Here is a 13,715-nt window from a genome sequence, read left to right on the forward strand (position 1 = left end):
TGGGAGGAAATTTTTTCCGTGAATAAAAAAGTATTAGCGACCCTTGAGTTTGACAAAATTAAGGAGCAATTGGCGAAACATGCCGCCTCTTCATTAGGAAGAGAACAAGCAGAAACGTTAATGCCGGCTCTTTCTTATGAAGAAGTGGTTCGGCTGCAGGAAGAGACTGATGAAGCGTCTCAAGTGTTACGGATGAAAGGGCATGCCCCTCTTGGCGGCATTTACAACATCCGCCCTCATGTGAAGCGTTCCCAAATTGGTGGAATGCTCAATGGAATGGAGTTTGTTCAAATTGCCAGCACCATTTATGCTGGGCGCATGATGAAACATTTCATTAATGGACTGATGGAAGAAGGGGAGCACTTGCCGATTCTTGCAGAAAAGGCAGAAATGATTCCCGTATTGACGCCGCTCGAACATCGAATTAAGCATACAGTGGATGAACATGGAGGAGTGTTAGATTCAGCAAGTGATGCGTTAAGACATATTCGCCAGCAGCTGAGAGCCAATGAAGGCCGCATTCGCAGCAAGCTGGAAAGTTTAATTCGAGGAAAAAACGCGCAAACGATGCTGTCCGATGCGATTATTACGATTCGAAACGATCGTTATGTTCTTCCGGTGAAACAGGAATACCGCGGCCATTATGGCGGGATTGTTCACGATCAATCGTCTTCCGGACAAACACTATTTATTGAGCCGGAATCTGTTGTCGAAATGAACAATCAAGTGCGCGAGTTAAAATTAAAAGAAGCATTAGAAATTGAACGGATTTTTACCGAGTTAACAGCGGAAGTGGAGCTGCATGGATCAGAGCTATATCATTTAACCGGTCTGCTCGGTGAGTTAGACTTTATGTTTACAAAAGCGAAATATGGCAAGACGATTAAAGGATCGAAGCCGAATGTGAACCCAAATGGCTACATTCGTCTCCATAAAGCGAGACATCCGCTCTTGCCGATTGCTGAAGCAGTCCCGAGCGATATCGAGCTTGGAAAAGACTTCAACACGATTGTCATCACCGGACCGAATACAGGGGGAAAAACGGTCACGTTAAAAACGGTCGGATTGACGACGTTAATGGCGCAAGCTGGGCTGCCTATTCCGGCTCTTGATGGCTCGGAAACAGCTGTTTTTCAGTCGGTATTTGCTGATATTGGCGATGAGCAATCGATTGAACAAAGCTTAAGTACATTCTCTTCTCATATGGTGAACATTGTCGACATTTTACAAGAAGTGAATCATGAAAGCTTAGTGCTGTTTGATGAGTTAGGAGCAGGAACAGACCCGCAAGAAGGAGCGGCTTTGGCGATTTCGATTTTAGATGAAGTGCATCGCCGCGGGTCCCGAGTGATTGCGACGACTCACTATCCGGAGTTAAAGGCGTATGGCTATAACCGTGAAGGGGTTATCAATGCGAGTGTCGAGTTTAATGTGGAAACATTAAGTCCGACGTATCGATTATTAATTGGTGTGCCAGGTCGAAGCAACGCCTTTGAAATTTCGAAACGTCTGGGGCTCAATCACGATATCATTGATCAAGCCCGCAGCTTAATTGGCGCAGATACGAATGAAGTCGATCAAATGATTGCTTCGCTTGAACAAAGCCGGAAGAAGGCGGAGGAAGAAGAGAAGGAAGCACGAGATTATTTAAAGATGGCAGAAAAGCTCCATCAAGATATGCAAAAGCAAATGCAAGATTTCTATGCGCATGAAGAAGCGCTGGCGGAAAAGGCACGTGAAAAAGCCGCGGCAATCGTTGAGCAAGCGAAAGCCGAAGCCGAAGCGGTCATGAAAGATTTACGCAAAATGCAGCTAGAGCAGCGGGCAAATATTAAAGAGCATGAATTAATTGAAGCGAAGCGCCGGCTAGAGGAAGCCATTCCAGAAACAGCGAAGCCAAAAAAGAAAAAAGCAACTTCTGCACAGCGCATCTTTAAACCTGGGGATGAAGTCAAGGTGTTAAGCTTTGGTCAAAAAGGTCACCTCATTGAAAAAAGCGGAGATAAGGAATGGCATGTCCAAATGGGCATTATGAAAATGAAGGTAGAAGAATCGGATTTGGAGTGGATCAAGTCCGAGAAAAAAGCCGAGCCGAAACCGATCGCAACTCTTCGCGGGAAGGACTTCCATGTTAGTCTTGAATTGGACCTTCGAGGGGAACGTTATGAAGATGCTTTATTGAAGGTAGAGAAATATATTGATGATGCTTTACTTGCCGGTTATTCTCGCGTATCCATTATTCATGGCAAGGGAACTGGTGCTTTAAGAAAAGGTGTACAAGAATTCTTGAAAAATCATCGGTCCGTTAAGGGAAGCCGTTTCGGTGAAGCGGGAGAAGGAGGCAGCGGCGTCACCGTTGTTGAGCTCAAGTAATGCATAATGGAGGGACGTTGCGAGGATGAACCAATTTTGGGAAAATCATTTCGTTCAGCTTGCCGGATATATTAGTGTCGTTATTGTCTGCGTAATTTTATTTTTAGCTGTGTTTGAACTTGTGACAAAGTATCGTAATTGGGAAGAAATCAAAAAAGGAAATATGGCTGTTGCGATGGCAACAGGGGGGAAAATCTTTGGGATTACCAACGTGTTTCGCCACTCGATTTTGCATAATGATTCTTTGCTTGCGATGGTCGGGTGGGGAATATGCGGTTTCATTCTTCTGCTGATCGGCTACTTTATCTTTGAGTTTTTAACCCCTCACTTTAAAATTGATGAAGAGATTGAAAAAGACAATCGGGCAGTTGGGTTTATCTCTATGGTCATCTCCATCGGTCTATCTTATGTCATTGGTGCAGCGCTATTAGGATAAGGGAGAGGAAAGATGGAAACTTTAGCGAAAGTGTTACTTATAGTGGGCGGCGGCTTTTTTGCCATCGGTGTCATTTATTTACTTTTTCTTGCTTAGTGAAATGAAAAAACTTCCTTAGTATGGGAAGTTTTTTTCATGAATAGCTCAATTAATAGGAGAGGTTCTCATGAAAAAAGAATGGACAAGCCTGCAAAAGACGGGGCTTTTCGTTGTGATCGCTGTGCTGTTTACTGATATGATCATGTATAGTTTGCTTGTGCCGATTACTCCTTACATTGATGAAACGTATCAGCCGAGTGCGACGATGATGGGTGCGTTATTTAGCACGTATGCTGTGGGGTTGTTAATCGCGACTCCTTTTTTAGGGCGATTATCGGATCAGATCGGCCGGAAAATCCCGATGCTTTTAGGGATTTTTGCACTTATTATTGCCACATTATTATTTATTGTGGCAGACCAGATGTGGATGTTAATTGTTGCCCGTTTTATACAAGGGATAGCAGCCGGGGCTTCATGGACGGCTGGCTTTGCCTTACTGGCTGATTTATTTCCGGGGAAAAGCCGAGGACCGATCATGGGCTTCGCCTTATCGGCTGTGTCTGCGGGCACGTTGCTCGGTGCGCCAGTTGGCGGTTGGTTATTTCAGGTGGGCGGCTACCAATTGCCATTCATCGTGACGATCGTGTGCAATATATTCATTTTGTTAGTGACGCTATTTTTTCTGAAAGAACCAAAACGGGCATCTTCTCCATCACAAAGCGGAATCCTTTCTTTATTAAAAGTACGGGAGATTAGATGGATTACCGCTGTGATTTTGATTGGCGAGGGGATCATCACGATGCTTGAGCCTGTGCTGCCGGTATACGCTGCCAATCAATTAGGAATGGGTGCACAAGCCATCGGTTTGTTTTTCGGTGTGATGACGATTGCTTATGGTATAAGTTCGCCAATTTCAGGCGCCATCTCTAGTAAATACAATCCTTATCCAATCATGATGATCGGTTTATTTTGGATGGCACTATCCTTGCCGTTTCTTGTCATCAGTACATCGGTTTGGATTCTTGTATTTGCCGGTATCGCGCTTGGTGGAGCGGCTGGCTTTGCTCTTTCTCCCACTCTGGCGGCTTTAGGAGAAGTCGTGGATGACAATGGAGGAGATGGAGAGGAATACGGAACGGCTTATGCCTTTTTTAATATGCTGTTTGCTTTTGCGATGATCATCGGACCGTTGCTTGGGGGAGCTTTAACGGATGTTATGACCGTCCCTAATGCCATTTATACATCGAGTCTGTTAATGATCGTGGCCGCTAGTTCGCTTGTCATACGAATAAAAAAGCAAAGAAGGCGGATGGAAAGCGAGTAGAGGGGTTCGTCATTCCCTATTAATTAAAGGAGGAACAAAGGTGAAAGTAGCAATCGGAAGAGCTATCTTATCATGAGATGGCTTTTTTTATTTTATCAATTTGTTCATATATGGTTCATATTATTGCGATATGATGGAATAAAAAGCAGGAGGAGTAAGGTTATGGTAAAAATTTTAATCGCTGAAGATGATCCTAATATTCAACGGCTGTTAAAGATCTATTTAGAACCGGAAGGCTTTGAAATTATTCAAGCTTATGACGGGACCGAAGCGCTTGATCAGCTCTATCAATGTCAACCGGAATTACTAGTATTAGATATTATGTTGCCGAAAATGGATGGAATGGCAGTTTGTAAAGAAGTGCGCCTATTTTCTCAACTGCCAATTTTAATGGTAACGGCTAAAGGAGAACGAATCGATAAGCTAAATGGCTTTCAAAATGGCGCGGATGATTATATTGTGAAGCCATTTGATCCCGTTGAGCTTGTTATGCGGGTGAAAGCGCTGTTAAGAAGATACCGAATTAGCTGGTCGCATCACTTGCAGATTGGTGATGTATTGCTTGATAAATTAGCATTGACACTTTCTATGAATGAACAATCAATTGTGCTCCCACAAAAGGAATTTGAGCTATTATTTCGTTTAGCTAGCTATCCTGGCAAAATTTTCACTCGGGCTCAGCTGATCGAACAAATATGGGGAATGGATTATGAAGGAGATGAACGCACTGTTGACGTTCATATTAAGCGGATTCGTGAACGGACGCGGCAAATGGAAGACTATTTTAAAATTATGACGGTTCGAGGCCTCGGATACCGTCTAGAAGTGATGTCATGAAAACACTCTATACTAGAATCACGCTCATTTATATAGTGACTTTTATTATGAGTCTTGTGGCTGGGGTTGTCACAATAAACTATTTAATGGATGACAAATATAGCAAGGAGCAAGAAGACATGCTGTTAGAGCAGGCGCAAAGCTTTATACAGCTTTATCAATCCATTCCTGATAAGGAGTTGTTAAAGAGTACATATAGCGGATTGCTTGATTCGCTTTATTTGCGTGTTCAGCTATACGATGGAACAGGAGATGTACAAGTGCTTGGAGGTCAAGTAGATGGAGTTACAAAGATTTCCGATGAAATTGTACAATCTGTTCAAGAGGGAGATATGTATAAAAGCAAGAAAAATATTTTTGGTTATATGACGGTCGGACTTCCATTTCAAATGGATGGGGAGCCATATGCGGTGTTTGTATATATTGATGATCAAGGACTGACCACCGATTTTTATAAAATATTAAACATTGGGCTGTTTGTAGCGATCATACTTGGAGCATTGTTGATTTTAATTGTTTCTCGCTACATCGTTCACCCACTGACCAAAATGACGGATGCTACAAAAAAATTAGCGAAAGGACAATTTGATGTTCAGCTACAATCGAAGCGAAAAGATGAAATTGGAACACTTGCTAGAAGCATAGATGCGATGGCAAAGGACTTAAGTCGTCTTGAAGAGATGCGCCGTAATTTTATTTCGGATGTTTCTCATGAAGTTCAAACCCCGCTTACATCTATTCGCGGGTTTTCGAAAGCATTAAAAAGAGAAGGATTATCAGAAATAGAGCGAGTAGAGTTTAGCGAAGTAATTGAACAGGAGAGTGAGCGTTTATCAAGGCTATGCAGCAACTTGCTGAGCTTGGCCTCTTTAGAATCCGATCAGCATCCATTTCAGCCTATTTCCTATGCGCTCGACGAACAAATACGCGGGTTAATTTTGAAAACAGAACCTCAATGGCTAGAAAAGTCATTGGAGCTTGAGATTAAATTGCCAAAAACGACGATTGAAGCGGATCGTGATCTGCTTTACCAAGTGTGGATGAATCTATTGCAAAACAGTATTAAGTACAATCAGCAAGGAGGAACGATTCGCATTTGGCTTCGTTCAAAAGGTGATTGCGTAAAGGTGGGTATAGAGGATACAGGGCCTGGTATTTCTAAGGACGATCAGCGTCACATTTTTGATCGCTTTTATCGAGCAGACTCTTCTAGGACAGAAAAAACAAGCAATGGCATTGGTTTATCGATTGTGAAGAGAATTGTTGATATGCATCAAGGAGATGTTCATGTGGAGAGTGAGGCTGGAGCTGGGAGCCGATTTATTGTCACATTGCCTCTGAAGCAAAAAAGATAAAAATTCATCAAATTCCAATAATTGTTCATATTGAGTTCATATTCGCTTGCTACATTATGGGAGAATTCACTAAATAAAGAGGAGGCTCAGCTAGAATGTTGCAGTTGACGAAATGGAGTCTGAAAAATGGAATTGCTGTTTTTTTACTATGTTTATTGGTTCTCGGAGGAGGAATATTTGCTGCTCGTACCATTCCGAAAGAAATTATGCCCGATGTGACGTATCCGGCTTTGTTCGTTCAAATTACTACTCCAAATGGCACATCCGCTGAAGTAAACGAAGAGCGGGTGACTAAGCCCTTTGAAGAGCAATTGAACGCTAGCGCAGATGCAAAAAGTATCATCAGTACGACATCGAATCAAATGATTACGTTCCAAATTGAATATCCTTATGGAACTGATCTTGATAAATCATCCGCTAAGCTTGAGACGATGATCAGTCAATTGTCACTCCCAGAACATACGGAACACCATATTTTGACGACAGACAGCATGATGAATACGGTCATGCAATTTGCTTTAACAGCCGATCAGCCAGATGAGCTGCAAATGTTTTTGAACGATACATTGATTCCTGAAATGAAAAAGACAGAAGGAATCGCCGGTGTTGATGTGACCGGGGAATCGAAAAATGAATGGTTCATTCAAGTGAATGAAAAGCGTGCTCAAGAGAACGGCTTCACGTTACAAGCTATTAGAGAAGCACTAGAAATGAAAAATAAGGATATATCCATTGGAGCGATAGACAGTGACGGTGGCACCATTCCTGTTAGCTTAAACCGACAAGTTCAAACCGTTGAAGAATTAAAGAAGACGAAGCTCACTCCTCCAGCTATCCCTGGAGCACCCGCCACACCAGTAGAACTGGGGAAAATCGCTGAAATTGAGATGAACAAAAAAGGCGAAGCCTCATCTCGCTATAACGGTAAACCTGCTTTTGTTCTCACGATCACGAAAGAAAAGAATGGAAATACGGTAGAGATCACCAATACGGTAGATAAACTAGTGAAGGACTATCAAAAGCAAGAAAAGTATGATGTGTTTCCGATTATGAATTTCGGAAATGAAATTGAGACGTCTATTTCAAAACTGGTCAAGGAAGGATTGTTTGGCGCTTTATTTACTGTTCTTGTCATTGCTTTATTTTTAAGAAGTTTTCGAGCGACAATTATTTCGATTATTTCCTTGCCCGTTTCTATTTTCGTGACGATCTTTATTTTTGAAAAAATGGGCTACAGCTTAAATGTCATGACTCTTGGTGGTTTAGCTGTGGCAATCGGACGAATTGTTGATGATAGTATCGTTGTGATTGAAAATATCGACCGCTGGCTGAAGGAAAAAGGCAGAGAACTTCCGAAAAAAGTTATTGCCCGTAAAGCGACGCAAGAGGTCATGAAGGCAATTGCCTCCTCGACGCTTGTGACTTGTATCGTCTTTTTGCCAATTGTGTTCGTGTCAGGCTTTACAGGAGAGCAATTCCGTCCATTTTCTTTAGCGGTTGTGTTCTCGATTCTTACTTCTTTCTTTGTAGCCATCATGTTAATTCCGATGCTTTCAAGTGTCTTTTTAAAGATGAAGCCAAAGAAAGAAGAAGAAGGAAAAACGATTCGTTTATACGAAAAAACGCTGCGTGGGGCTTTAAAAAGAAAATGGCTTGTGATCATCGCCTCTATCATAGTATTAGTTGGCTCCTTTGCACTTGTGCCGATGATGGGCTTTTCATTAATGCCATCTGAGAGTGGGACTTCATTAAAAATTGGGATGAAACTACCAGCCGCAGCAGAAGTAGACGAAACAAATGCAGCATCCGAAAAAGTAGAGAACTATTTGGATAGCCGAAAAGAAGTGGATTACAGTAGTGTTCAAGTCGGTCAGTCATTAGACCCGATGTCGATGCAAAGCAGCGACAACGAAGCTGTTTTTATTGTGAAGCTGAAAGAAGGGTATAAAGCAGATGCTTTGCTTAAACCAATTAAAAAAGATTTAGAAAGCAAAGTGGCGGATGCTGAAGTGACAGTGGAAGATTATTCTGTCATGATGGGATCTGGGCCAGCAGGTAACGAAGTCAATGTAGAATTATACGGCGATAACTTCGAAGCGTTAGAGAAAGCTTCTAATCTAGTTGAAGAACGCCTAAAAGAAAATGACCAGCTGAAAAACATAAGAAATGAAATGACGGGCGCCCGTACAAAATGGGAAGTAGCTATCAATGATGAAGGGCGTAAAGCGAACGTTGATGCGACTCAGATCATGTCTGTGATTCAAGAACGTCTCGTTCCAGTTCAATTAATGGATTATGAGTTAAATGATGAAAGATACAGCTTGACGTTGCAGTATGATAGGAAAATAGCAAGCAAAGAGGATTTACTTAACGTAAAAATAGCCACGCTCAATGGTGAAAAAGCGTTAAAAGATATCGCTGAACTCAAAGAAGTGAAAACACCGGTAGAAATTAAACATGAAGACGGTCAAGCGCTGGCGAAAGTAACAGCAACCGTTAAAGGACAAAATGTGCTAGAAGTAACGCAAAAGATTGAAAAAGAAATGAAAAAACTCTCATTTGAAGATGGGGTCACGCTCAAAACGGGCGGTGCGAATGAGGAAATTGACCAAGAGTTCTCCAAAATGATCACAGCGATGCTGATGGCGATTGGATTAGTGTTCATTGTATTATGTGCCACATTCCAAGGAATTGTAACGCCGATGGTCATTTTAACCTCGATTTTCTTTGTGCCGATCGGTTCGTTTAGTTTGCTGTTATTAACAGGCCAGCCGCTATCGCTCAGTTCCATGATCGGATTGTTAATGCTAATCGGGGTAGTAGTGACCAATGCGGTCGTCTTGCTTGATCGTGTGGAAACGAACAGAAAGAATGGAATGGATGTCACAGAGGCATTAGTGGAAGCGGGAAAAGTTCGTCTTCGCCCGATTGTTATGACGGCTGTAGCTACGATTTGCGCCTTGATTCCGCTTGCTTTATCTAGCGATACGGAATCGGTATCAGCGGCGCTGATTTCAAAAGGATTAGCGATTACCGTGATTGGAGGATTAACAACGTCTACTTTATTAACGCTGATTGTGATTCCTTCTATTTATAAAACGGTCAAACGTGACCGAAAAAAAGTCGCCCGTAATAAAAGGCAAACAGCTTAATTAGCTTGAAATATTCGGCTTCTTTCACTCAAATGATGAGTATAGAGAAGCCGGATTTTTCTTTTAGTGGCCGCTGTTATAACCGCTCGATCAGAAAAGAATTCATTGGCATCTACCGTAAAAATATATTATAATCGAATAGAATATTTTTAATATTCAAAACAATTTAAGGAGGGATAAGATGACGGATAAGAGGTGGCTTTCGCAATATCCAAAGGAAATACCAGCGACTTTGACGTACAAAGAGCAACCGTTGCAACAGTACTTAACAAAGGCAGCAAAAGATTATCCTGATAAAACAGCGATCCATTTCTTAGGGAAAGAATTAACGTTTACAGAAGTATATGAGTCTGCTTTAAAACTAGCTCGTTATTTACGAAAGTTAGGAATTGAAAAAGGAGATCGAGTAGCGATTATGCTGCCGAATAGTCCACAGGCGGTCATCAGTTATTTTGGCGTATTGTATGCGGGAGGAATTGTTGTTCAAACGAATCCTTTGTATACGGAACGGGAAATTGAGTACCAAATGAAGGATTCCGGTTCGAAAATTATGATCACGCTCGATATTCTTTATCCGCGCGTCCGCAGTGTATGGGCAAATACCAACTTAGACCATCTAATTGTAACCGCTATCAAAGATTACTTGCCTTTTCCGAAAAACATCATCTATCCTTACATTCAAAAGAAACAAACAGGTCTCGTCGTTCATATTGAAGAGCGGGGAGTCAATCATGAATTTAAGAACATCATGGCACAAGAACAAGCAGAGGAAATCGAGATTCCATTCGATTTTGAAGAAGATATCGCCTTGCTTCAATATACAGGCGGAACGACAGGGTTTCCAAAAGGGGTCATGCTCACTCATAAAAACTTAGTGGCGAATACGACCATGTGTGATGCGTGGTTGTACAAATGCAAGTATGGGGAAGAAGTGGTACTGGGCATCATTCCTTTTTTCCATGTGTATGGCATGACGGCTGTCATGATTTTATCGATTATGCAAGGGTATAAAATGGTGCTGCTGCCTAAGTTTGATCCGAAAACGACCTTAAAGACGATCGAAAAACAAAAACCGACTCTTTTTCCAGGCGCTCCAACCATCTACATTGCGTTATTGAATGAGCCGGATTTGCCAAAGTATGATTTATCTTCTATTCATGGCTGCTTAAGCGGCTCGGCTCCATTACCGGTCGAAGTGCAGCAAAAATTTGAAAAAATTACTGGCGGCAAATTAGTAGAGGGATATGGCTTGTCCGAAACGTCGCCTGTCGTTCACGCCAATTTCCTTTGGGATGGCGAACGGATTAAGGGAAGCATCGGCGTTCCTTGGCCCGATACAGATGCTGGCATTCTTTCCATGCAAACGGGCGAATTTTTGCCGCCGCGTGAAGTCGGAGAAATTGTTGTGAAAGGGCCGCAAATTATGAAAGGCTATTGGAATCGTCCGGAAGAAACGGAGATGGCTTTTAAAGATGGCTGGTTTTTAACGGGAGATATCGGCTATATGGATGAAAAGGGCTATTTTTATGTCGTGGACCGCAAGAAAGATATGATTATTGCCGGAGGATATAATATTTATCCGCGCGAGGTGGAAGAAATATTATACGAACATGAAGCGATCCAAGAAGCAGTAGTGGCGGGCATACCCGATCCTTATCGCGGAGAGACTGTCAAGGCCTATGTCGTGTTGAAGGAAGGCTATGAAGTGACGGAAGAAGAGCTCAACGCGTTTGCTCGAGACCATCTTGCTCCTTATAAAGTGCCGAAAATTTATGAATTTCGAAAAGAACTGCCAAAAACAGCGGTCGGGAAAATTTTGCGCCGTGCTTTAATAGAAGAAGATAAAAAGAAATTAGAGAAAACGAGCTAGGATCATAGGGCTGTCCTCTTGACTAATACAGAAAAAACAGATAATATAGAATTATGAATGAATAGTCATTCATTCTGTGGTTAGGGGGGGACAGCTCTTGAAAAAAAACAAACCAAAATACCATCAAATTATTGATGCAGCGGTTGTTGTCATCGCAGAAAACGGCTACCACCAAGCACAAGTATCCAAAATCGCGAAACAAGCCGGTGTAGCAGATGGAACCATTTATTTATATTTTAAAAATAAAGACGATATATTAATTTCTCTGTTTCGTGAAAAAATGGGGGATTTTGTCGGAAAAATTAAGGAAGCTGTAGCAGGAAAATCGACAGCGGCGGAGAAGTTATTAGTGTTGGTGGAAAACCATTTTAAAATGTTGTCGGAAGATCCTCATTTAGCCATCGTTACTCAGCTCGAAGTTCGACAATCGATCAAGGAGCTGCGCCTGCAAATCAATGCCGTCATTAAAGACTATTTGTTGCTGATGGATGAGATTTTAAAAGAAGGCGTGCGAACGGGTGAGTTTAGGGAATCGTTAAATATTTTGCTCGCTAGGCAAATGATTTTCGGGACGATGGATGAAACCGTTACCACTTGGGTGATGAATGATCAAAAATATGATCTGAAAGCTCTTGCAGAAGAAGTGGGAGACATGTTATTGAATGGATTTTCTGCCCGCTAAACAATGGAACAAAGGGATGGTGAGAAAATGGAGTACATATCTTTGCAAAAAGAAGGACGCGTGGCTGAAATCACGATTCAGCGTCCACCGGCCAATGCTTTATCTAGTGCATTGATTGAAGAGATTGATCACGTGCTGGATGAATTGGAAAACGATCAAGAGATTCGTGTTCTTTTGTTAAAGGGAGAAGGCAGGTTTTTCTCAGCTGGAGCCGATATTAAAGAGTTCACTTCCATTGAGACAGGTGAAGAATTTTCACAGCTCGCTGCGAGGGGACAGCGTGTATTTGAAAGAATGGAAACTTTTCCGAAACCGGTGATCGCTGCTATTCATGGCGCGGCACTTGGCGGCGGATTGGAATTGGCGATGAGCTGTCACATTCGCCTTGTCACGGAAAAGGCAAAGCTTGGTTTGCCTGAACTTTCTCTTGGTCTTGTCCCAGGTTTCGCGGGGTCCCAGCGCTTGCCGCGATATGTGGGTATGGCAAAAGCGGCGGAAATGCTGTTGACAAGTGAACCGATTTCCGGAAAAGAAGCGGTTCAATGGGGACTTGCCAACCATGCCTTTGAAGAGGAAGAACTGTTGCCGAAAGCGAGAGAAATGGCTGCGAAAATCGCACAAAAAAGCCCGGTTAGTATAAAAGCGGCTATTGAGCTATTAAACTATTCAAAGCACGCGGAATACTATAAAGGCGTGCAAAAGGAAGCAGATTGCTTTGGGGTGGTATTCGTTTCTGAAGATGCGAAAGAAGGCATTCAAGCCTTTATCGAAAAACGCCAGCCCGAATTTACAGGTCAATAATTTTTTTGTGAAAAATTTTCACAATCTTTTAAAACGATAGAAAGTTGAGAATGCAGGAGGGGAAAATATGAACATCTACGTATTATTAAAGAGAACATTTGATACAGAAGAAAAAATTTCCGTGGCGAACGGTGCGATTCAAGAAGACGGAGCGGAATTCATTATCAATCCATATGATGAATATGCCGTTGAAGAAGCGATTCAAATTCGCGACGATAAAGGCGGAGAGGTAACAGTCATTTCTGTCGGATCAGAAGAAAGTGAAAAGCAGCTTCGCACAGCTCTTGCGATGGGTGCAGATAAAGCTGTTCTCATTAATATTGAGGACGACGTTGAAGATGGAGATCAATTTACAACAGCGAAAATTTTAGCTGAATATTTAAAGGATAAAGAAGCGGATTTAATCATCGCTGGTAACGTAGCGATCGATGGCGGCAGCGGTCAAGTCGGTCCTCGTGTCGCGGAACTTTTAGATATTCCGTACGTTACAACGATTACAAACATTGAAATCGATGGCGAAACAGTAAATATCGTTCGCGACGTTGAAGGAGATTCCGAAAAAATCCAAACAACGCTTCCTTTATTAGTGACAGCTCAACAAGGATTAAACGAGCCACGCTACCCTTCTTTACCAGGGATTATGAAAGCGAAGAAAAAGCCGTTAGAAGAGTTAGAGCTGGATGATTTAGATTTAGAGGAAGACGATGTCGAAGCAAAAACAAAAACAATCGACATTTTCCTGCCACCAAAAAAAGAAGCAGGACGTATCTTAGAAGGCGATTTAAGCGACCAAGTAGCAGAACTTGTAAACGCATTGCATAAAGAAGCGAAAGTGATTTAACTGAC

General features: G+C 42.2%; 10 protein-coding genes. All 10 read left to right on the forward strand.

Annotation, left to right across the window (positions count from 1 at the left end; all coding sequences use genetic code 11):
- Window positions 1-18: 18 nt before the first annotated feature.
- Window positions 19-2,373, forward strand: coding sequence for an endonuclease MutS2 (locus IRB43_RS00860; protein ID WP_203361537.1), 2,355 nt, complete (start codon window positions 19-21; stop codon window positions 2,371-2,373).
- A gap of 25 nt (window positions 2,374-2,398) precedes the next feature.
- Window positions 2,399-2,809, forward strand: coding sequence for a DUF350 domain-containing protein (locus tag IRB43_RS00865; protein ID WP_203361538.1), 411 nt, complete (start codon window positions 2,399-2,401; stop codon window positions 2,807-2,809).
- Window positions 2,810-2,975: 166 nt separating this feature from the next.
- Window positions 2,976-4,172, forward strand: a complete 1,197-nt coding sequence (locus IRB43_RS00870; RefSeq protein ID WP_203361539.1) for an MFS transporter — start codon at window positions 2,976-2,978, stop codon at window positions 4,170-4,172.
- A gap of 162 nt (window positions 4,173-4,334) precedes the next feature.
- Entirely contained in the window at window positions 4,335-5,009 is a 675-nt protein-coding gene (locus tag IRB43_RS00875) for a response regulator transcription factor (RefSeq protein WP_203361540.1), read from the forward strand.
- Window positions 5,006-6,364: a sensor histidine kinase gene (locus IRB43_RS00880; RefSeq protein WP_203361541.1), complete on the forward strand. Its 1,359-nt coding sequence runs from the start codon at window positions 5,006-5,008 to the stop codon at window positions 6,362-6,364. The genes IRB43_RS00875 and IRB43_RS00880 overlap by 4 nt, the downstream gene beginning before the upstream one ends.
- Window positions 6,365-6,459: 95 nt before the next feature.
- Window positions 6,460-9,516 (forward strand): efflux RND transporter permease subunit, encoded by a 3,057-nt coding sequence (locus IRB43_RS00885; protein WP_203361542.1) that lies wholly within the window; start codon window positions 6,460-6,462, stop codon window positions 9,514-9,516.
- 181 nt (window positions 9,517-9,697) lie between these two features.
- On the forward strand, window positions 9,698-11,386 hold the full coding sequence (locus tag IRB43_RS00890; RefSeq protein WP_203361543.1) for a long-chain-fatty-acid--CoA ligase: 1,689 nt from the start codon (window positions 9,698-9,700) through the stop codon (window positions 11,384-11,386).
- 97 nt (window positions 11,387-11,483) lie between these two features.
- Window positions 11,484-12,068, forward strand: coding sequence for a TetR/AcrR family transcriptional regulator (locus IRB43_RS00895; protein WP_203361544.1), 585 nt, complete (start codon window positions 11,484-11,486; stop codon window positions 12,066-12,068).
- A 27-nt stretch (window positions 12,069-12,095) separates the two neighbouring features.
- Entirely contained in the window at window positions 12,096-12,869 is a 774-nt protein-coding gene (locus IRB43_RS00900; protein ID WP_203361545.1) for an enoyl-CoA hydratase, read from the forward strand.
- Between the two features lie 67 nt (window positions 12,870-12,936).
- The gene (locus IRB43_RS00905; RefSeq protein ID WP_203361546.1) at window positions 12,937-13,710 is read left to right on the forward strand and encodes an electron transfer flavoprotein subunit beta/FixA family protein; all 774 of its coding nucleotides are present in this window, start codon (window positions 12,937-12,939) and stop codon (window positions 13,708-13,710) included.
- Window positions 13,711-13,715: the final 5 nt, after the last annotated feature.

Source organism: Bacillus sp. REN10 (genome assembly GCF_016820555.1).
GTDB lineage: Bacteria > Bacillota > Bacilli > Bacillales > Domibacillaceae > Bacillus_CE.